Source organism: Deltaproteobacteria bacterium (genome assembly GCA_016874775.1).
Classification (GTDB): Bacteria; Desulfobacterota; Binatia; order Bin18; family Bin18; genus VGTJ01.
The window spans coordinates 1-20,556 of record VGTJ01000117.1 but is presented as its reverse complement, the minus strand read 5'-3'; the positions used below and the strand labels follow the sequence as shown (position 1 = coordinate 20,556).

The 20,556-nt window shown below is 53.4% G+C and carries 18 protein-coding genes and 1 pseudogene; 6 read left to right on the top strand and 13 right to left on the bottom strand.

Annotation, left to right across the window (positions count from 1 at the left end; all coding sequences use genetic code 11):
- Window positions 1–533 precede the first annotated feature (533 nt).
- The 4 genes and pseudogenes from FJ147_18760 to FJ147_18745 all read left to right on the top strand — a co-directional run bounded on the left by FJ147_18760 (window position 534) and on the right by FJ147_18745 (window position 4,318).
- Window positions 534–1,574, top strand: a complete 1,041-nt coding sequence (locus FJ147_18760) for a cyclase family protein (protein ID MBM4257918.1) — start codon at window positions 534–536, stop codon at window positions 1,572–1,574.
- A gap of 93 nt (window positions 1,575–1,667) precedes the next feature.
- Window positions 1,668–2,942, top strand: coding sequence for an amidohydrolase (locus tag FJ147_18755; GenBank protein ID MBM4257917.1), 1,275 nt, complete (start codon window positions 1,668–1,670; stop codon window positions 2,940–2,942).
- Between the two features lie 26 nt (window positions 2,943–2,968).
- Window positions 2,969–3,358: a nuclear transport factor 2 family protein gene (locus FJ147_18750; GenBank protein MBM4257916.1), complete on the top strand. Its 390-nt coding sequence runs from the start codon at window positions 2,969–2,971 to the stop codon at window positions 3,356–3,358.
- 216 nt (window positions 3,359–3,574) lie between these two features.
- Window positions 3,575–4,318: pseudogene (locus FJ147_18745) on the top strand (dienelactone hydrolase family protein).
- Window positions 4,319–4,500: 182 nt separating this feature from the next.
- On the opposite strand, the gene FJ147_18740 reads toward FJ147_18745, so the two are convergent.
- The 7 genes from FJ147_18740 to FJ147_18710 form a co-directional block, all read right to left on the bottom strand.
- The gene (locus tag FJ147_18740; GenBank protein ID MBM4257915.1) at window positions 4,501–5,832 is read right to left on the bottom strand and encodes an MFS transporter; all 1,332 of its coding nucleotides are present in this window, start codon (window positions 5,830–5,832) and stop codon (window positions 4,501–4,503) included.
- Window positions 5,833–6,100: 268 nt separating this feature from the next.
- Window positions 6,101–6,952: an LLM class F420-dependent oxidoreductase gene (locus tag FJ147_18735; protein ID MBM4257914.1), complete on the bottom strand. Its 852-nt coding sequence runs from the start codon at window positions 6,950–6,952 to the stop codon at window positions 6,101–6,103.
- 124 nt (window positions 6,953–7,076) lie between these two features.
- Window positions 7,077–7,838 carry an SDR family oxidoreductase gene (locus FJ147_18730; protein MBM4257913.1) on the bottom strand — a complete coding sequence of 254 codons (762 nt, stop codon included), beginning with the start codon at window positions 7,836–7,838 and terminating at the stop codon, window positions 7,077–7,079.
- Window positions 7,839–7,962: 124 nt separating this feature from the next.
- Window positions 7,963–9,027, bottom strand: coding sequence for an LLM class F420-dependent oxidoreductase (locus tag FJ147_18725; protein MBM4257912.1), 1,065 nt, complete (start codon window positions 9,025–9,027; stop codon window positions 7,963–7,965).
- Window positions 9,028–9,105: 78 nt separating this feature from the next.
- On the bottom strand, window positions 9,106–10,194 hold the full coding sequence (locus FJ147_18720; GenBank protein MBM4257911.1) for an isopenicillin N synthase family oxygenase: 1,089 nt from the start codon (window positions 10,192–10,194) through the stop codon (window positions 9,106–9,108).
- Window positions 10,130–10,567 carry a pyridoxamine 5'-phosphate oxidase gene (locus tag FJ147_18715; GenBank protein MBM4257910.1) on the bottom strand — a complete coding sequence of 146 codons (438 nt, stop codon included), beginning with the start codon at window positions 10,565–10,567 and terminating at the stop codon, window positions 10,130–10,132. The genes FJ147_18720 and FJ147_18715 overlap by 65 nt, the downstream gene beginning before the upstream one ends.
- A 22-nt stretch (window positions 10,568–10,589) precedes the next feature.
- Window positions 10,590–11,249 (bottom strand): DUF1326 domain-containing protein, encoded by a 660-nt coding sequence (locus tag FJ147_18710; protein ID MBM4257909.1) that lies wholly within the window; start codon window positions 11,247–11,249, stop codon window positions 10,590–10,592.
- Window positions 11,250–11,468: 219 nt separating this feature from the next.
- On the opposite strand from FJ147_18710, the gene FJ147_18705 reads away from it, so the two are divergent.
- Complete coding sequence (locus FJ147_18705; GenBank protein ID MBM4257908.1) at window positions 11,469–11,717, top strand: hypothetical protein; 249 nt, start codon at window positions 11,469–11,471, stop codon at window positions 11,715–11,717.
- Between the two features lie 299 nt (window positions 11,718–12,016).
- Here the strand turns inward: FJ147_18705 and FJ147_18700 are convergent, their stop codons facing one another.
- From FJ147_18700 to FJ147_18690, 3 genes are all read right to left on the bottom strand, one after another.
- Window positions 12,017–12,670 (bottom strand): CADD family putative folate metabolism protein, encoded by a 654-nt coding sequence (locus FJ147_18700; protein ID MBM4257907.1) that lies wholly within the window; start codon window positions 12,668–12,670, stop codon window positions 12,017–12,019.
- A gap of 122 nt (window positions 12,671–12,792) precedes the next feature.
- Window positions 12,793–14,016 carry a CoA transferase gene (locus FJ147_18695; GenBank protein MBM4257906.1) on the bottom strand — a complete coding sequence of 408 codons (1,224 nt, stop codon included), beginning with the start codon at window positions 14,014–14,016 and terminating at the stop codon, window positions 12,793–12,795.
- Complete coding sequence (locus FJ147_18690) at window positions 13,935–15,122, bottom strand: CoA transferase (GenBank protein ID MBM4257905.1); 1,188 nt, start codon at window positions 15,120–15,122, stop codon at window positions 13,935–13,937. Before FJ147_18690 ends, FJ147_18695 begins: the two co-directional genes overlap by 82 nt.
- A 198-nt stretch (window positions 15,123–15,320) precedes the next feature.
- Between FJ147_18690 and FJ147_18685 the strand changes: the two genes are divergently transcribed.
- Window positions 15,321–15,758 carry a hypothetical protein gene (locus FJ147_18685; GenBank protein MBM4257904.1) on the top strand — a complete coding sequence of 146 codons (438 nt, stop codon included), beginning with the start codon at window positions 15,321–15,323 and terminating at the stop codon, window positions 15,756–15,758.
- Between the two features lie 39 nt (window positions 15,759–15,797).
- Here the strand turns inward: FJ147_18685 and FJ147_18680 are convergent, their stop codons facing one another.
- The 3 genes from FJ147_18680 to FJ147_18670 are packed head-to-tail and all read right to left on the bottom strand — an operon-like array spanning window position 15,798 to window position 20,524.
- On the bottom strand, window positions 15,798–16,469 hold the full coding sequence (locus tag FJ147_18680; protein ID MBM4257903.1) for a response regulator transcription factor: 672 nt from the start codon (window positions 16,467–16,469) through the stop codon (window positions 15,798–15,800).
- A complete protein-coding gene (locus tag FJ147_18675) occupies window positions 16,426–17,634 on the bottom strand; it encodes a response regulator (GenBank protein MBM4257902.1) in 1,209 nt (402 codons plus the stop codon). Before FJ147_18675 ends, FJ147_18680 begins: the two co-directional genes overlap by 44 nt.
- Window positions 17,579–20,524, bottom strand: a complete 2,946-nt coding sequence (locus FJ147_18670; protein ID MBM4257901.1) for a PAS domain S-box protein — start codon at window positions 20,522–20,524, stop codon at window positions 17,579–17,581. Before FJ147_18670 ends, FJ147_18675 begins: the two co-directional genes overlap by 56 nt.
- Between the last annotated feature and the right edge of the window lie 32 nt (window positions 20,525–20,556).

The window sequence follows — 20,556 nt, the reverse complement described above, 5'->3', positions numbered from 1 at the left end:
TTACCCGCTGTCATCGCTGTCAGAGTATAGAGGAATTAGTCAATTTAGTCTTTGCTTGGCTGCAAAAACGCCGGTCCTTCCCGGTGGAACGTCAGGTGTATGCGCTTCCCCTCGCCGCCTAGCACTTGCCATCGAGTGAGTTTCTATTTAGATACCGCGGGGAAAGGATCGAAATAAATACTGCGACGTCTGCTAGGTCATTGTTGATTTGGTTTTGGAAGTTGAGATTACCGCGCAGGTTCCTTGTATCGCGCCAAATGCGCGGGGGACGGCCGAGGAGCTGGGCAAGACGGATCTCCAGGCGTTCTTGCAAGTAATCAACCCAGCCCTGTGGAATACCAGAGTAGTGCTGGTTATCGATATGCGCGTAGCTGATGAAAATGTCCCACATATTTCCCGAAGGGATTCATCGACGAATTCTCACTGGTTGTCAAGGAGCCAAATCAGGGGCCTTGGGTCTGGAGGCTTGAGGCTTGTTCAGGGAATAGAAACAACGGCGTACCGAGTATGTCCACTTTACATGTCCACGTTGTATGGCCTATGAGTACGGACACTTTTCGCAAGGAGGGAGTATGAAAATGGCGTTCGGTGTTTGGCGTCGAGTGTTCAGGTTTTGGGGGAGTGTGGTCGTTGGGACCGTAGCCGCAGTGCTGTTCGCTGCAACGGCGATAGCGCAAGAGCCCACGAGCAGTCAGAAATGGTGGCCTTCAGAGTGGGGTGCGAATGATCAACGTGGGGCGATGAATCGCATTACGCCAAAGAAGATTCTCCAAGCCGCGTCGCTCATCAAGGAAGGCAAAATCTATCAACTGGGACGGCTCTACGAGACGGGCATGCCGCTGCCGGGCAGTCGGAGTTTCGCATTAACCATTCCTGGCATGCCGACCCAAGGTCCATCAGGAAAAAACAAGCTTGTCGCAAACAGTGAGATGGTGGCAGCGGAGATTGGGCAAGTCGGTACCCAGTTCGACGGGTTGGGGCATGTCGGCGTGCAAGTTGATGGCGAAAATCTCTTCTACAACGGCAACAAGCTCTCGGAATTTGGTGATGCCTATGGCCTGAAGAAACTCGGCATTGAGAATGTCGGCGTGATCTTCACTCGTGGTGTGCTGCTCGATGTCGCGGCGTACAAAGGGGTGGAGCGTATCGAGGGAGCATACATCGTAACCGTTGAGGACATTACAAATATACTCGCGAAACAGAAAGTCGATATCCAAGAAGGCGATGTCGTGCTGTTTCACACCGGGCACGGCAAGCTGTGGAAGACCGACGCTAAGAAATATCTGGGAGATGCTCCAGGGCCGGGAATTACGGCGATCAAATGGCTGATCGACAAAAAAATTGTCATGCTCGGTGCAGACAGTGGGCCTGTCGAAGCGATGCCCGGTGAGAATAAGGATATATTTGTCGAAGGACACGAACATCTCCTGGTGCGCAATGGTATCCATATTCATGAGAACCTCGACCTTTCGGAGTTGGCTAAAGACAAAGTGTATGAGTTCGTGTACTCGTTTGCGCCGTTGCGACTGAAGGGCGCGACGGGCTCGCCGGGGAATCCGGTTGCGATTCGGTAGAAGAAGACAAGACAGAGATTGCTTCGCTGCGCTCGCAATGACAAACTGCCTTTGATTCTGAACTCAAACAACGACAAACGAAGGAGGGTTAGGATGGCGACAGCAACTCCATCACAGGAATTACCCCATAACGCTTGGCGGCAAGTGACGCCTGGTCGCACTGGGTGGGCACGCACCGCGCGTGCCGGTGACCCGCAGAAGTATTTTATGGTCTCGGTTGATACGCATGGCATCGAACCGCTTGATTTTCTTTCCTCGCGTATCGAGAAGCAATATCGCGATCGCATTCCTTACGTCAAAGTTGATGACGACGGTGCGGAGTGGATGATCACAGAAGGTATACAACCGATGTTGGTGAAGCCAGGCCGCGACACGGTGAAGTATCTCATCGAGCGCGAGGCCTACGAGGAGCCGGATTATTTTCAACCGTATACGAGCCGCATGGATGCCGAAGACCGTTTGCGTTATCGCGCCAGTGGCGATGTGAGTCAACGCGTGCGTGATGCTGAGGCTGATGGCGTGGATGCGGAGATCATTTTTCCTAACAAGGGGTTATTGTGTTTCACCACGCCCGACCCGGTGTTTCAACAAGCGATGTTTCGCGTGTGGAACCGCTGGGCACGGGAGAACTTTGCTGACCATTGGCACCGTTTCATGCCTATGGCCATAATTGCGCCGGGTGACCTCGAAGGTGCGATGGCAGAAGTAAAATGGGCGGCTGAGCAGGGATTCAAAGGGCTGACGTTGCCCAATAAACCGATCTTCGGTCCACCCACGCCCGGAGAGCTGCAATACAACGACAAGCATTTTGATCCGTTGTGGTCTTTGATCGCAGACGTGGATCTGCCGATGACGTTCCATGTGTCCACTGGTCGTGACCCGCGTGGGGTCACCGGTCTTGGCGGCGCGGTGATTAACTATGTGTGTCATTCGATGCCGACAGTCATGGAACCGTTAGTGAATCTGATTAGCTCTGGGGTGTTCGAGCGGCATCCGAACTTAAAGGCCGGCTCGATTGAAGGTGGTATTGGTTGGGTACCGTGGATGCTAGAGGCGATGGACTACTCGTTCCAGGCGCATCATATGTGGGTACGACCGGTGATGCCGGAGTTGCCGAGTTTCTATTATCGCCGCAATTGTTTCTCGGCTTTTATGGAAGACCATGTGACGCTGCCACGTGCCGAAGAACTTGGTATCGTGGACAACCTGATGTGGTCGAACGATTATCCGCATCATGAAGGCAGTTGGCCGCATTCGGCTGAGAGTATCGAACGACAACTGGGTTGTGTGTCGGAAACAAATCGGGCAAAGATATTGGGGCTGAATGCCGCGCGGGTATTCAAGCTCAAAGTCCCGGCGGGCAAATAGCAGCATACAAAAAAGGAGGGTTCACTATGAGTGCACAAGAATTACAATCGTTGGCCAACCGGTTCGTCGAGGCGTTTAACAAAAAAGACATGGCGACGGCTATCAACATGCTGTCAAACGACCTCGAAGTGTTTGACCATGTGCCATATCGTTTCGACAATAAGGAACAGTTTGCTAACTTCCTGAATGGCGCGATGAGCGCGGTAGAGGTCGTGAACTGGGGGTTGCGCCAATCCTCGGCCCGTGTCTTCGGTGATGCCGGCGTAGTGAATGCGTATGATACTTTCACTGGCGTGCTGAAAGGTGGCAAAGTGCAAACGCTGCATGGACGCACGACGCTGATGTTCGCCAAGCAAGGTGGGCAGTGGAAGATCGTGAGTGCGCATTTTTCGCCATTGCCGCAACATGCGGGGTAAGAACTGACAGAGGGTTGAGATGTCGACAAGAGTAGGGAAGTCTCGCAGGTTCAATCTTGAAGAAAGACTTCGGTGCAGTTGCCCCAGGATTCTACCCTCACCCGTACTCGCTTGGCTTGTACTTCCCTCTCCCTGGTAGGGAGAGGGCTAGGGCGAGGGTCGAGAGCGAGGAAAAGGAAAACGCCTCTACGGCTCAAAAAAGAGGAGGACTTCACTATGCGACCAGCAGAAGTAAAATCCGATATGATCACCTATCCCGGTCAAAACGGGAAAGCGATTAATGCCTATTTGAGTCAGCCGGTTGCACCAGGCAAGTATCCCGGCGTGATCGTCATCATGGAAGCATTCGGCTTGAACGACCATATTAAAGATGTCGCGCGGCGCTTTGCTGCTGAAGGCTATGTGGCGCTTGCTCCTGATATGTATACCCGCGAAGGTTCGCCCGATCCGAGTAATATCAATGATGTCATTAAAGTGATGTTCTCGGTGCCAGATTCACAAGCGATGGCTGACCTTGATGGCGGTGCGGTGTTCCTTAAAGGTCGCCCAGACTCCAACGGCAAAGTTGGCGCGATCGGCTTTTGTTCTGGCGGACGCTACACCTTGATGTTTGGCTGCACCAGTAAGAACCTCAATGCGGCAGCCGATTCAGCCGGTGGTTTTATCATTCAGGACGAACACACACCGCAGCGGCCAGTATCACCAATTGATTTGGTGAAGGATCTCAATTGCCCAGTGCTTGGTTTGTTCGGTGAAGAAGATCCGAATCCTTCTCCTGCGCACGCAGAGCGGTTAGAAGCTGAACTGAAGAAGCACGGTAAGACGTATGAGTTTCGCATGTATCCCAACGCGGGGCATGCCTTCTTTGCTGATTATTGACCGAGCTATCGACCAGTTGCCGCTCAGGATATGTGGCACCGAGTGCTCATGTGTTATGGCAAGTATTTGAAGGGGATGTGAGGATGGTTTTCGGTCCCTTCTCCCTCAGGGAGAAGGTCAGGATGAGGGGATCGAAAAGCCAGCAGCCTTATATTTCATCCCCTCACCCTAGCCCTCTCCCTGAGGGAGAGGGAATCAGAAAGCTACTAACTTAACGCCATTGCCCTCTCTCGAAAGGAGAGGGAATTTGAGCAGAAATCGCTTTATGCTGTTTCTGCCTGCCCTTGCATTCGTCGTTTTTCCTGCAGCCGCGCCACCTGTCCAGCAACTACGCGCACCTTACGCGGTGCGGCCATCCACATCGCCACCATTGAGACAATACTCATCCCTGCACATATCCAAAAGGCAAGGACATAATTGCCGGTGTAGTCATAGAGAAGACCGGTAATCCACGGGCCAATAGCAGCACCAGAGCTGGCCGCGACGCTCAACACGCTGGCGATAGTGGCGAACTGCCTGCCTTGAAACAACTCTAACGGAACTGATCCGAACACCGATGCCATGCCGTAACCAAGCAGTCCTTGCGAGGCGACCATCAGATACATCAGCAATGGAGTAGGGTGATGTTGCATCACGAGGAGGAGCAGATAACACAGGGTGAACCCTGAGATGCTGATCGTCCACGCCCATTCGCGTCCGATGCGGTCGGATAAATGCCCAAGGAAGATTTGGCTGACACTACCAGTGAGTCCGACGAGCCCAAGCGCATACGCGGCAATATCTGAGGGAAAACCGATGTCGTTGAGATATTTGGTTTGATGCACCTGGATGGAATACCAGGCGTACAGACTTGATAAAGAGGACAGCGCGAGCCACCAGAACCGCGAGGTGCGCATTGCTGTTGCAAGGGTCCAGTCGGTTGCGGCCCATTGGTGGTCGACGATGGTATCCGCTGCAGCACGGGCACGTGCGGGTGCATCAGTGGGTGAGTCTCCATCTGGGATTAGCCCCATGTCTTCTGGACGCTGGCGTTGCAGAAAGAAATTGAGTGGCACGACGGTAATCAACAAGATGGCCGCCATTGCCCAACACGCATAGCGCCAACCATTGTGGCTAATAAGGTATTGAATCCACGGAAAGAGAATAATCGAGCCAACGCCGACACCGGCAAAGGCAATGCCAAGAGCAAAACCGCGTCGACGCACGAACCACAGGGGCAGAAACAACGAGTGGCCCATGTAGCTTAGCGCAATCGTTCCGCCACCGACGAGAGCACCAAGAGTGAGGTGCAGATGCCATGGTTGCGAGATCTGTGTTGCCAACGCCATGCCGATGCTCATGATGATCGCACTAAAGGGAATAAGCAGGCGCGGACCAAAGCGATTGGTCAGCATACCGAGAAAAGGTGAATAGAGTGTCGCAACCACGAAACCAACTGAGAATGCCGCAGCCGTCTGGCCACGGTCCCAGCCAAATTCGGCCAAAATTGGCGGGAACAGTAGTGAGAAGGCGGTTCGTGTGTTGGTGCCGATTCCCAGCGTAATGAAGGCAATTGCGACAACGACCCAGCCATAGAAAAAGGGCAGGCGGGTCAGGGGTGAATGGTGTGTTGGCGTATCGTTAGTCATGGAGTGTGTGTTGTGATTGTAGATTTCTTCCCTCAGTCATGGACAATGACATTAAGTTCGCGGTTTTCAGGTTCCCTCTCCCTCAGGGAGAGGGCTAGGGTGAGGGGATGGAATAAGGAGCACTACACTTTCTTCCCCTCATCCTGACCTTCTCCCGGAAGGAGAAGGAACCCACATCCGTAAGGTTACGGCTGAACTTAATGTCATTACCCTTAACAGGGGGGAAGGAAGAAGATTATGCAAACTTCCGCGCAACCTCTGCGTATTTATCGAGAAACGGCAAAATTTCCTCGCGACCGGCAGTAGGCGCACGAACCACGGTACGCACTGCTCCCAATGAACGATACCGTTCAAGCCGCTCTATGCCCGCTGCATGAACACAGAAGAAGGAAATGGGAATCGACTGCGGATCTCGCCCCGCCGCACGTGCACGTTCGTGCAGATCTTTGATGGACGCAGCCATATCAGCAATTGCGGTCTCCACCGGAATCCAGCCATCACACAGATCAACGACGCGTTGGCGACCGACGGCAGAGTTCAAGCTGCCAAGCAGAATCTGGGGATATGGTTTGGTGAGTGGTTTCGGGTATGACCAAATCTTGTCGAAGTTCACGAACTGACCGTGATATGAGGCAACATCCTGAGTCCACATCGCTTTCATGGCTTCGATCCGCTCAGTAAAGACCTTCCAACGTTTATTCGGTGGCGTGCCGTGGTTAGCCATCTCTTCTTTGTTCCAGCCCGCGCCAACGCCAAAAATGAATCGCCCATTGGAGATGCGGTCGAGTGACGCGACTTGTTTCGCTTGTACGATCGGATCATGTTCGGTGACCAGCGAGATGCCAGTCCCGAGCTTGAGTGTCTTGGTGGCAGCGGCAGCGGCAGCGAGACCAATAAATGGGTCAGACATGTGTGCATATTCTTCAGGGAGTTCTCCGCCGCCGGGATACTGTGACTCACGGTTAGAGGGAATATGCGTGTGTTCTGGTAGCCATAATGATTCAAATCCACGTGCTTCGCATTCGCGGGCGAGTTCGTCAGCGGGCATGGTGTATTCGGTGTTAAAACTGAAAATGCCTAGTTTCATGATTATTCTCCTTTTTTGAGGCGATAATGGCGAACATAAGCGTTTAGCTCTCAGCCGTCAGCTCTCAGCAGGAAGCCAAAATTGGTAAGCTGATAGCTGAACGCTGAACGCTGAGCGCTTACGTCTACTGCGCGATATACCCGCCATCGACCGGCATCGCGAGCCCGGTGACGAATGTTGCCGCGTCAGAACAGAGCCATACCGCCGCTTCGGCTATTTCTTCTGGCTTGCCTAACCGTCCGTTAGGTTGGGCCTTGACCATCTTGGGAATCATTTGTGGGAAGCGGTTTGCACCTTTCATTAGCATTGGGGTCTCAATTGGCCCCGGACACACGGCGTTGACGCGAATCCCTTGCTTGGCGACTTCTAACGCTGCAGTTTTGGTGAGTCCCACCACACCGTGCTTGCTGGCGACGTAGGCTCCGGTTCGTTTCACGCCGATCAGACCGGCGTCTGAGGCGGTATTCACAATCGCACCGCCACCGTTCTTCAGCATGACGGGAATCTCATACTTCATGCACAGCCACACGCCTTTGAGGTTGATAGCCATGATGCGATCCCAATTCTCGTCGGTTGTGTCGACAATACTCTGTGATTTGCCGGAGATGCCAGCGTTGTTGTACGCGCAATCCAGTTTCCCGTAGGTCGAGACTGCGGCATTGACCATCGCTTCGACTTCGCGTGGGTTGGCGACATCGGTTTTCACGAAGATAGCCTCACCGCCAGTGTTCTTAATGAGCTTGACGGTTTCTTCTCCACCTTCGACCGTGACGTCTGCGGCAACGACTTTTGCGCCTTCACGAGCAAAGGCCAATGCCGCCGCTCTGCCGATGCCGGAGCTTGCGCCGGTGACCAGCGCGACTTTTCCGATGAATGTTCCTGCCATGATGTGTTCCTCTCTGTTGGTGATATTGGGGGACGCCCTTTTTTAGTTTATGGCCCTTGGGACTTGGGGCTAGAGGCTAGGGACTTGTAAGAAAAACTAGTCCCTAGCCCCAAGTCCCCAGCCCCTATTTCGCTGTTGCCGTCTGCGCAGCCTTTTGCCGAAAGTGCGGCATAACCTCTTTGGCAAATAGCCGTACGCCTTCGCGGTCAAACAACCCAGGCTTGCGCAGATTGATGATGAAATGGGTAACGCCGACATCAATATACGCTTGCATCTGTTCGCGGATCGCTGCAGGGTTTCCGACGAGAATGCTTTTACGGGCTTCGTCGGTTGTGGTGTTGCGTAACTTGGCTAAATTTTCCAGAAGACCCTGGGCGGCTGCGGGATCGGCCTTGATGTAGACCGGTGTTAAATATGACCATTCAATCTCCGCGCAATTGCGTCCCACTTTTTTGCACGCGTCTGCGAGCACTTTTCCTTTCTCGGCGATCTTGTCGGGGGCGAGATTGGGGATATTCCACATCTGCGCGTATTTGGCGACCAGTGGCAGGGTGCGTTTTTCGCCAATGCCCCCAATCATAATTGGTGGATGCGGCTTCTGGGCTGGTTTCGGCATAAACGGTGCGTCGACCAAGGTGTAGTATTCCCCCTTGAAGGAGGCCGTTGGCTCTGCGGTCCACAGTTTTGTAATCACTTCAAGTGACTCCCCTAAGGCTTTGCTGCGATCTTTGACCGAAGGGAAGACGACGCCATAGGCTTGATGTTCGCGTTCAAACCAGCCGGAGCCGATCCCCAGTATTAAGCGTCCATTACTCAGAAGATCGACCGTGGTTGCCATTTTTGCGAGGATGGCTGGATGACGGAATGTGTTGCTGCTGACCATCGCGCCAATTTTGACTTTTGAAGTCACAGTGGCCATTGCTGCCAGGAGTGTCCACGCCTCAAGTTCTGATCCCTCTGGTGGTCCGACGCTGGCAAGGAGGTGGTCATTGACCCACAAGGTGTCAAAGCCGAGCGCTTCGGCTTCCTTCCATACGTCTTTGAGTTCTTCGACCGTGATTTGTTGTTGCGCAGCTTGCAGACCGAAGCGAATCTGGTGCTTGGGCTTCGAGGCTGCACTTTGCGCGTGAGCCCCTGTTGTCACAACAAGACAACAGAGAGTGAGCAATCCGATAATGTAGCGCCGCATGATCCCTCCTTGAATGCCATGCGTCTACCATCTCTTACGTGGAGGGACAAGCGCGGAAGCAATTGCGTGATCGTGCGATCACCCGATTCCACCGTCCTGCGAAAACTGTCGGCGCAGCTTGGCAACCAGATGATCCCATGCCGTGACTGGAGCGTATTTGGCTGGATGAGCAGAGTCACAACATGTTGCTAACGGTTCAATGAGCGTGTCATAGTTTGCAGTCAGGAAAAACGTGAGCGCCATGCGGCGTTGAGCTTTGGTATCAGGAGGTAACACGCGGTGCATGGTCGAGATCCACTTGTCATTGGTCCACAACGCCATCAGATCGCCAATATTGACCTGGATACTCCCGGGCAGATACGGCACCTTTTCCCATTCGCCACTAGGCGTTTGCACCTGCAAACCAGGGCTATCTGAAGTTACAAGGGTAAGCGTGCCGTAATCAGTGTGTTCGCCGATGCGCATTTGGCCGGGAAGGGCAGGTGTCGGGAGTATGGGGTAATCGAGTACACGCCAGAAATCGACACTCTTATTGGTCTTATCGGCAAAGTAGTGGCGTGGCAGGTGCAGCGCTAAGGCAAACAGCGACATGATCGTTTGCGCTAACCGTTCAGTGGCATAGTAATATTCTGTGATGAGAGTGCGGAACTGCGCCGGTCGCGTTGGCCACACGTTCTCAGAAAAGATCCGTTGTCCAAGCGGGCTGCCGTAGTACGGGTCACGTCTGTCGATGTCGAGTCGTCCCAACGTGTAATTCGCTTTGAGATCAGGCGGAGCTTTCGTCCCCAAGCTGTAAGCCACGTACTCAGAACCTACCGGGTTGTAGCCGAAGTAGGTATGCGGGACTTTGTATTGTAGTTTTTCCTCTTCGGGCAGGTCGAAAAACTCACGACTCACCGCAAACACACGCTCCTGCAATTCCGCCGAAATGCCGTGGCCGGTAATAACCAGAAAACCAATAGTTTCACACGCCCGACCAATGTGGCGGACGACTTCCTGGGTTCCTGCCGGATCACCAGTGAGAGCCGGTGCGATATCAATGACAGGAACAGTGTGAGTCGAACCCATACGGATACCTCCGCTGCAGAGTTGTTGGCTGGTTTTACATCCGGCTGTAATCAGCTGCAACCCAGTGTTCTGGTCGAATACGAACAAGGAGGTCGCCATCCGCAGTGCCAGAGCCGTAGACCCGCGTAATATAATCGTCCCCGCCTTTTTGCCCGTAGTAGCGCCGTACTAACGGACGGATGTCGCGTTCCACACTCGCTGGCTCGATCGCTGATACGACACCTTCGACACTGACATACTTGTATGGCATCTGCTCTTCTTGTGCACACAAGCTGACTTGGCTGCCGATCTTTAATGCCTTCCCTTTGCGCGACGAACCACCTGTGACAAAACAGATTTCTTTCCCTGGCTCGTAGGCATACCAAATCGGGATTGCCAATGGCGCACGACCTGCCTGAGCAATGCTGATCACTCCGACATGCACACCGGAAAGGAACTGTTCTTTTTCTTGTTGAGACATACTTGTGGTCATTCACTCTTCTCCACGATTTTTTTCAGGCTGCCCACGTAAACGGAGCAAAATGCCCGTTGGTGCCACTCGTGCTCCATGACAGATTGTGATCATTGTAACTATACGTACGCGACGCAGCGAGGGCGAGCTTTGATGATACAGGATGAGCTGCATTCGTCGCCCATAGAGGTTCTTTGCCATTACCGCCCATGACCGCGGCGATGTCGATTTCTAAGATGTTGGGAATTGTCAACTTTCGCTCGTTGTTATGGATCTGAAAGCTAATGGGAGCAGCTTTTACCCCCAGAAACTTGCTGACCAGTCCAGCGTAGACAGCACCGGGAGTTCCTCCTGCCTGTCCAGAAAAAATCTTGCCGAGCGCTTCTTGCTGTTCTTTTGTCCCAGTTTCATCGACATAGACAGCGCAGGTCCAGTTGCCGTTGCGCATTTTACCGGGTCCAGGAAAAGAGATGATCCACACAGCATTGAGGTTGTCGATGCTTGTCTGTCCATAGGTGCCATTGTTGACGTGAAAAGCAAGTGCCGCATCACAGCGGTCGCGCGGGGTCGGAGCCTGTACCAAACATGCACAGATCAAATCGCAATTGCAGGACTCAAAATATTCACCAGCAATACTCCATTTTTCTGCCATGGGGAGCCTTCTTTGCCCGAATGTATAGAGTTTGCCACGTTGCGTGGACATTGACAAGGCACGAGGGGTGCCCACGCAACATGTAACAGGTAATTCGTAATTTGTGTTACGTGTTACGTGTTGCGAAAAATCGGGCACATTTCTGTTTGCGAGGCAGAATTTCTTTCGGGATAATCAGCAACGCTATTGTTGATTATCCCGATAAACAGCGGTAGCGTTGCGCCATGAAAATTCAGCGAGCGCTTGATTTGTCGACGGATGAGGGAACCGTTGCGCTTCTGGCGTTCCACGCATGGGCATGAAGTCGATTTTGTTGTGGGGGATCAGTTCGCGGTCGAGGTCAAAGCCAAGGCACGTGTCAGCGAACGCGATGCCCGTGGGTTGAAAGCGTTTCAGGAAGAACAGGCCGTGCGACATCTGTATCTGGTGTCGCAGGATCATGTCGAACGGAAATCAGAGGGGATCGAGTATCTGCATTGGGAGACGTTTCTCACGCGACTGTGGGACAATCAATCGTAAGTGAGTCTATGTCAAAAGCTCCCCACCGCGGCAAGTTCGACCCTTCGCTTGCGGTAATTTGTACCTTCTCTGTTCTTGGGCGCACGTTCTCCTGCTGAATTCTGGCATTTCCCTTGTCACTAACACGAAGCGGCGAATGGCATGGTTTTTGGTGAGTCTGTGCCTGTTTTCTGACAATGTGACCGCGCCTCGCTTGCGCATCAGTCGCAAGTGCATGGCCCAATGATCAGAGACGTCATTCCCGCGAAAGCGGGAATGACGCCGCTACGTTCACCTCTCAGAATCAACAGGACTGACTACTAGCAATACTGCGCGTAGACGCCATCCAGCATGCCCCAGAGCGCGTCTAAGGCTTGCTTACAGGCGGGAACAAGAGACTCTGCTTCTTCGCTGGTTAGGTACTCACGCAAAATCTGCCTTGCGGTGTCAGAATGAAAACGATCGGCTTGGAGATGGACTTGGAAGAACGAAAGTCCACGATCGTCGTTGATGCCGTAGAAACGACGTAGTCCATCAATCTTGGTTTCTGCGACTGCCGGAATCTGGGCTTCGTATGCGAGCAGAGCGACGAGGCCAGCGAGATAGGCACTGTCGCGAGTGAGCGAGCGGAAGGTGTCGACCAAATTCTGCGTCTCCGGCAATGGTACTGCTTTCGCGACGTCATCGCGGTTCACACCGAGTGCTTCCGCAAAACGCATCCACAGCTCTGGATGATTCTCCACGCCACGTTCTTCTTCAATGAGGTTTTCGAGCAGTTGTTGGCGGACAAGCAGGACTGGGCAATTGGCGTGTACCGCACTTACGTAGGTTGGAAAGGCTTCGACCTGACGATAGTACTGCTTGCTGTACTCTTGTAAGGCTGACAACGTGAGCGTCCCCGCACTCCACGCCTGATAAAACGGATGCTTGAGCAGGTGACGTTCCTCAATGAGGGTTTCGATGGTTGAGAGGATTTCAGCGAGACGACTATTCACTACATAACCTCCACAGAGAAATTTTTAGAGCGCACTTTCTTACCAGGCAAAGGAGGAGAAGGGAATACCCAGTTTCTTCCATGCCGGGTCTTCCCAGTAATTTATGCCTGCAGAATTGCTTTGGCAGCCAGCAGCCGCTCAATCTGGTCGGAGCTATATCCCGCGATCTCCTGCAACACCTCACTGGTATGCTGCCCTAACATCGGTGCGACGCGTTGCAGGATCTCTGGCGTACGTGAGAACTTAGGCAGGATGCCAGTTTGTCGCACTTTGTTCCATTGTGGATGGGTATGGGTGGCAATGAGATCGTTGGCAGCGACGTGCTCATCGCTGAACAGTGGCGGGAGTGGCAGGATCGGTGCACAGGGAACTCCGGCACGGTCGAGTAACGAAATCCACTCTTCCGTTGTGCGTGTTGCAAGGAGTGAGGTGAGTGCTTGGGCTAGTGGGCCTTCTACTGGTTCACGCTGTACGTCAGCAAAACTGTAGCCGCGCAAGCTGACTGATCCGGCAATTTCTGCGAAGGCTTGCCAGTGCTCAGGCTTGAGAATAGCAAGAAACAGCGAGTTATCTTGAGTTGGGTAAATACGATAGATGGCACTCGAACCCCACAAATCTGGCGCACCGTTTTCCAGGTCTGCGCGACCCTCGTAGAAAATGAAGTCACCCGATTGCACAGCCATTGAAGCGTTCAAAAGCGCGGTCTCGACGTATTGGCCTTTGCCGGTGCGTTGCCGTGCAAACAGAGCCGCTGTGACTCCATAAGCCGTGAGCAATGCCGCGGCGTAATCACAGACACCACAGGTGAGATAAAAGGGTGGGTGTCCATGTCCGCCTTGGGCACGCATCAAGCCTGAACGCGATTGCAGCAAAGGATCAAAGCCAGGCTGGTCGTGATCTGGCCCGCTTGAGCCAAAAGCCGTCACCGCTGCATACACTAAGCGTGGATTGATCTTTGCCAGCGTCTCATAATCGATGCCATAACGCTTGGTCGCTCCAGGTCGCAGGTTTTCGACGACAACATCAGCTTTACGAACGAGATCATAGACCACTTCTCGCCCTTCGGCACTATTAAAGTTCACTGACAGTGCACGTTTGCCTTGATTCCAGCCGAGGAAGCCAAAGCCGAACGAGCGAAAGGCATCACCTTGGGAGGTTTCAATCTTGATGACATTGGCGCCCAATTGCGCCAACACCATCGGTCCGAGTGTACCAGCGATGTAGCTGGCGAAGTCGAGGACCACTACTCCGGAAAGTGGGGGTTGGGCACTTGAGGCTTGAGGCTTGAGGCTTGGGAGGAGGGGGAACGAGTCTCTAGTCTCCAGCCTCTAGCCTCATCAGAATGTTGCTCCAACGTCGGTGCTGGCCCCTTAATCTCACCAGGAGTGTCAGACAGTCGAATGGGCACCCCCATCTGTACGGTCTTGCCCAGCTCGGGGTCGTTGATTTCGACGCGCATGCCGTTGTGGATGGTTTGTCGCCAATCCATGAATTCCTGGCGGCTGGTGACAGGTGCATTGGGGATGTCGGCCTCGCGCAGGATCCGTAGCCACTCTTCGCGCGGTTTGGTGGCGATCACTTCCGCAATGGCATTGGCAAGGTCATCACGATCTTCGGGTTTGATACCCCAGGGAGCGCGTTCGTAACGTGGGTCAGCGACCCACTCAGGATGTTCGAGAGCAAGGCAGAACTTGTTGAAAAAAGTCGGATTGCCACAAGCGACAAACAACCAGTCATCTTGGGCTTTGAAGAGCCGATAACACGGGATCGGACCCAGCGGATTCATCCGTCCGCTAAACAGACGCAGCATATCAGGATGAAAGAGAATCGTTCCTGTCTGCATGGCGAACGCACCAGCCAGCCACGAAACTTCGATTTTTTGGCCTTGACCACTCTGGGTGCGCTCAAAGAGTGCGGCAGTGACAGAGCTACAGGCAACGAACGCCGCGCCATAGCTAGCGATTGGGATCACAAGTTGTACGCCACCGTCGCGATGCGACCATTGACTCCCCAGTAAACCGCTCACCGCGGCAACTAGTGAGTCATCTGGATACCGATCGGCGTGTGGACCTTTACTGCCGAAGGCTGGAAGATGGCAGTACACCAGGCTAGGGTTATCACGAGAGAGCTGCTCGTGTGACAGGCCAAGCGTTTCTAATGCACTTGACTGGGCGTCGACCAGCACGACATCGGCAGTTGCGACAAGCTGCTGCATCACTGCGCGTCCTGCAGCCGTTGCGGCATCAGCCACGACACTTTTTTTGCTACGATTCCAGATGTGGAAGCCCGGCGTTCCGCGGGTATGGTCACCTGTTGGTGGTTCAATCTTGATGACCTCAGCACCTTGCTCAGCCAACAGCATGCCTGTGTATGGGCCTGCGATTCCTTGAGCGATTTCAATAATACGAATGCCATCGAGTGCACTTGCCATCTTTGTTCTCCTCTTCTCCGGGGAAGGATAACGGATAAGGGAGAAAGGATAAAGGACGAAATAGCAGGAGAGCCTCTGCTTTGTCTTCGCCTCATCATTCCGCAATCCGCATTCCACACTCCGCAATTCTAGCGTGCTTGAGTCTGCTCCCTTTCTTGTGGAAGATGCCAACAACAGCTACGAGAGGAGGATATAATTATGGGAATGATCGATCGTTACGTGGCCTATGCGGCAGCTTTTGAAGAAGCCTACGCTTCTGACAATTGGTCGAAATTGGAGCCGTTCTTTACTGAAGATGCGGCGTATCACTTCATTGCCGCTCCGCCGTTTGGTGGCAAGTTTGAAGGACGTGCGTCGGTCTTCGCGCAGTTTAAGAATTCGGTGAATGGTTTTGATCGCCGTTTCGATACGCGCCAAGTCGATCTGCTCGAAGGACCAATCGAGAAAGATGGTGGCGTGTGGGTACGCTGGCGAGCCAGCTACTCACGTGCTGGCATTCCTGACCTGGCGATGGAAGGCGAAGAGCGTGCAGTCTTTGTTGGGGATCGGATCAAGTTGCTCGAAGATCGGGCCTCAGACGCCGAAGCGCAGAAAGTCGGCAACTACTTTGGGCAATACGGCGCTAAGTTGAAGTAGTCGATGATGTGAATTACCGGCAGATGCCGCTTCTGCCGGTTACTTGTCCGATAGGACCAGCTGGTGACGGAGTGCGTAGGCGACTAACTCTGGAGTGTTATGGACGTTGAGCTTCTTCATGAGGTTCCGTCGATGCGCCTCAATGGTCCGTGGGCTCGTCTGTAAGCGTTGGGCAATTTCCTTGGTACTCAAGCCTGTGGTAACGAGTTGGAGCACTTCCTGTTCTCTTGAAGTCAGCAGTTGTTTCTCCAGCTCAGGATCATAGTCAGCACGCTGCAGATACGACTGAACAACAACGCGAGAGATCGTTGGGCTCAGATACATGTGTCCTGCGCTGACTGCTTCTACAGCTTCTACTAGCTCACGAACCGCGCCCTCCTTGACGACGTACGCTGAGGCTCCAGCTTCAAGTGCCCGATGGACATACACTTCGTCCGTGTGCACTGACAAAATAACGACTCGGATATTCGGGGCTTGTGCTTTGAGTCGTCGAGTGGTCTCAATACCGTTGAGATCGGGGAGATTCAAATCCATGACAACCACAGTAGGCCTGAGCGATTTCGCCTGCTCAATCGCCCTCGGTCCACTTGCAGCCTCGCCACACACGCTGATGTGATTGTGCTGCGTGAGGATCGCTTTGCATCCAGCTCGTACAATGGCGTGATCGTCAACGAGAAGAACCGCTTGCTTCGTGTTCATGAGGTTGTCCATTTTCCGTCGCTAAAGAGAGAGGGACTGTAACACGAATTTCGACACCCCGCCTAGGGCTGGACCGCAATGTATATGTCCCACCGATTTCCAGGGCACGCTCTCGCATGTTCCACAATCCCAGTCCACGCCGTTCCTCTCGTGGTGGATCAAAGCCATGTCCAGATTGCCCGGTGTCTTCTGATCTTAGTTCCATTCCGCACCCATTGTCTGAGATGAACAGTTGTACGACACCTTGGCCAACTCCTAGCTGAACACTGATCTGAGAAGCCTGAGGGTGTTGGAGGCAATTTGACAGTGCTTCTTGCGCAATGCGGTACAGTGCAGTTTCAACCAGAGCGGAGAGGGGCGGAAGATCAGAGGTGAGCTGCAACAGGATATGCACGGAGGAGCGTCGAGCTAAGGTGGTTGTCAAATCTTGTAGGGCACTTACAAGCCCGATATCGTCAAGAACAGTCGGGCGCAGCGTCCATGCGACCTCTCGGACCTCTTGCAGGGCCTGACTCAGCACTGTGCGACACTGCTCGATTTGTGCACGTGCTGGTGTTACGCCTTCGAGTGCTGCCTCGGCAAAGTCAAGATGCATGCGCACCCCAACCAGTAATTGTGCGACACTGTCATGGAGGTCACGCGCGATCCGCCGCCGTTCCTGTTCTTGCCCATGCCGCACTGCCAGTGAGAATCGTTGCAACTCTGTTCGCAAGCGTCGCTCAACGTCAAGATCTTGCTGCAAGCGTCGCCGTTCCAGACAACGTTGTACAGCGTTCTCGACATCGGCGAGTTGAAAGGGCTTGAGGATATAATCATAGGCCCCGCCTTTGAGCGTGCGAATCGCAGACTCTATGGTTGGATACCCAGTGGTCACAATAACGTCGGTTGTCGGAGCACAGACTTTGAGGTGTTCTAATAACTCTTCGCCACCGAGGGTTGGCATTTTTAGATCGGTTAGCACGATGGCAAACGTCTGATGGGCGCATAGGTCCAGGGCTTCGCGTCCACTCCTGGCGGCGGTAACTTGATAGCCGCAACGGGCAAGATAATTCGTGACCAACTTTCGGATAGTTGCTTCATCATCGACAACAAGAATTGCGTCTGTCGTCAGTGACGGGGTACTAGAGGGAGTTTGTGGGTTCAAGTTTTTTCTCACTGCTTTCATGTAATACCTCATGGACGGCAAGGGCGAGCGCTTGCAATGGCGGCGGCTTTGGTAAACAGCGCACCCGCCCAGACGTGACGAGCGCGCGCCGTTCTTCTCCTAACGGATATCCGCTGATGACGATAATTTTTAGGTGCGGGTTGAGGCGCACGAGCCGTGCGTACAAATCGTCTCCTCCCATCTCTGGCGTGACCATGTCAGTAATGACGAGTTGCACCTTGTGTGAGTGTGTTTCGTAGACGCTCAACGCTTCCTGCCCATTTGCCGTAGCGAGGACGCAATAGCCGAGACGTTGGAGCATGGCTTGCAGCACTTTGCGCACTTGCACTTCGTCTTCCACGAGCAGGATGGTTTCTCCTTGCCCATAAAGGAGCATTTCCTGTTGTGCGTCGCTTTCTGCAGCGACACTGAGCGTGGGGAAATACAATGAAAAGGTGCTTCCCTGACCAAGCTGACTCTGCACGTGGATATGCCCCTGGTGTTGTTTGGCAATGCCATACACCTGAGAGAGGCCCAGACCGGTACCTTTTCCGACCTCTTTGGTGGAGAAAAAAGGTTCAAAGATTCGTTCTTGGACCTCTGGGGTCATCCCTGTTCCGGTGTCGCAGGCTTCAAGCACAATCCAGTGCCCGGCCGGAACTTCTTGGGGAACCGCCGCAGCGTGTTCTGCTTCGAGGGCCTGTGTGAAGAGGCGAAATTCGAGGACCCCGCCGTTAGGCATGGCGTCACGGGCATTGACTGCCAGATTGGTTAATACTTGCTGTAGTTGTGTCACATCGCCTTGCATCCAATGCTCGCCGGGAGCAGGATTGATGTGTACCTGAACATGTTCGGGGAGAAGGCGGCTAAGCAATTTGCCAGTTTCCTTGAGTAGCACAGTGAGGTCGAGGGGTTGTGGTTGATTAATCGATTGACGACTGAAGTCGAGCACTTGACGAATAAGCTGCGCGGCTCGTTTTCCTTGCTCTGCAACTGTGCGTAACCCTTCGTGAGCGAAGGGGGAGAGCGACGATTCGAGTTGCAGCAATTCGGCAAAGCCGAGAATCCCCGTCAGAATGTTATTGAAATCGTGTGCGATGCCGGCAGCCAGTTGTCCGACCGCCGCTAAGCGTTCTTGTCGCACAATTTGTTGTTGCGTCAACTGCAACTGATGGAGGATCTCTTCTAGACGATGATTGCTCTCCTGCAGATTTTGTTCGGTTTGCTTCCGATCTGTGACATCGCGACCGACCGCCTGGATTTCGAGAATTGCGCCGCGCTGATCGCGGATGGCATAATCTTCCCACGCCATCCAGCGGATTCCTTTCGGCGTCAGAATCCGTTGTTCAACACTGACACGATATGGCGGCACAGACAACGCTTGCATAGCCTCTTGAGTTGATTCGCGATCGTCGGGGTGTACGTACTGTAAAAAGGACTGCCCCAACAGTTCTTCACGAGGTTTGCCAAACGTTTGGCAGTACGCATCGTTCAGAAACGTGAATTTCCCTTCTGAGTCGACTCGCACGACGAGGTCTTGTTGCGATTCGACGAGACCGCGATAGCGTTGTTCACTTTGTCGTAGTGCCTCTTCTGCCCGCTTGCGCGCGGTAATGTCTTGCACGGTGCCTTCGTAATACAAGGGCTCACCCGCTTGATTGCGTACAAGCCGAGCGGTTTCGGAAATCCAAATGCGTTCTCTGGCTTTGTGTCGATATATTTCGGATTCAAAGTTCTCCACGTGTTCGTGGGTTTCCAATAGACGCGCGAACTCGGAACGACGCTGCGGATCGACATACCATTCCACGGCAATATCCTTGACTGCCGGTAGCATTTCTTCCTCGCTCGTATAGCCATTTAGTCTGACCAATGCTGGATTGGCGCGGAGTTGTTTGCCCTCCAGGCTTGAACGGTAGATCCCAATGTTGGCATGCTCAAATATCGCGTGATATTCCTCCTCTGCGGCTCGCAGGGCGGCTTCGGCACGGTTGCGCTCAGTGATGTCGATGCCCATGCCCCCGAGGAACAGCCGACCAGCCGCATCGCGAAAGGGGAATTTGTAGGTCAACCATGTGTGCAGACCGTCTGGATGAGGAATGATTTCTTCAGCAGCTTGTGACTTTCCTGTTGATAAAATAGCCAGGTCATTTTCTCGTAGCTGTTTCGCTGTGTCAGCAGGCCAGAGTTCAGCATCGATTTTGCCCTCCCACGCTTTGGCAGCGGATCCGAACGCTTCGATGAAGGCAGGATTGATATAATGAAGCCGTCCCTCTGCATCCTTGATGAAGGCGATAGCAGGGCTATGGGCCATGAATGTGGTAAAGCGCTCTCGGCTGTCCTGCAAGGCAGCTTCGGTACGCTTGTGTTCGGTAATATCCCGAGCAACACCGATGACGCCGTTGATCTGTCCTTGCCCGTCTCGGTAGGCATCTTTCCTCGATAAAAAGGTGCGATATGTACCGTTGTTCGTCGTTGTTTCTTCGTACTCTACGCTGGCACCCGTTTGTATGACTTGTCGATCATGCGCCATGATGCGTGCGGCTACGTCGGGTTCGAATATTGCGGTATCGTCTTGCCCGATAATGTCTTCGACTGACTTGCCGATCCACGCAGCACCAGCGGCATTAATCAGGCGATAGCGGCCAGAGGAGTCCTTAACAAAGATGCCGTCACTTGTGCCTTCAAAAATTGCCCGGACAAAGTTACTATTCTCTCGCAATGATTGCTCTGCTCGCTGGCGTTCTGCGATTTCTTGTTGTAGGCGACTATTGGTTTTTGCCAGTTCCTCGGTTTGCTGCTGAAGCTGCTCGTGGAGTCGAGCCTGTCTAAGAGAGTGTTTTGAAAAAGGGATTGGTAAGCTTGAGGGATGAATACACTGCCGCGAGTTTATCCAACGGACCTGACCATGACCGAATGGACACAATTGAAGAGCTTCTTTCCCCCGGCCTCTCGCCG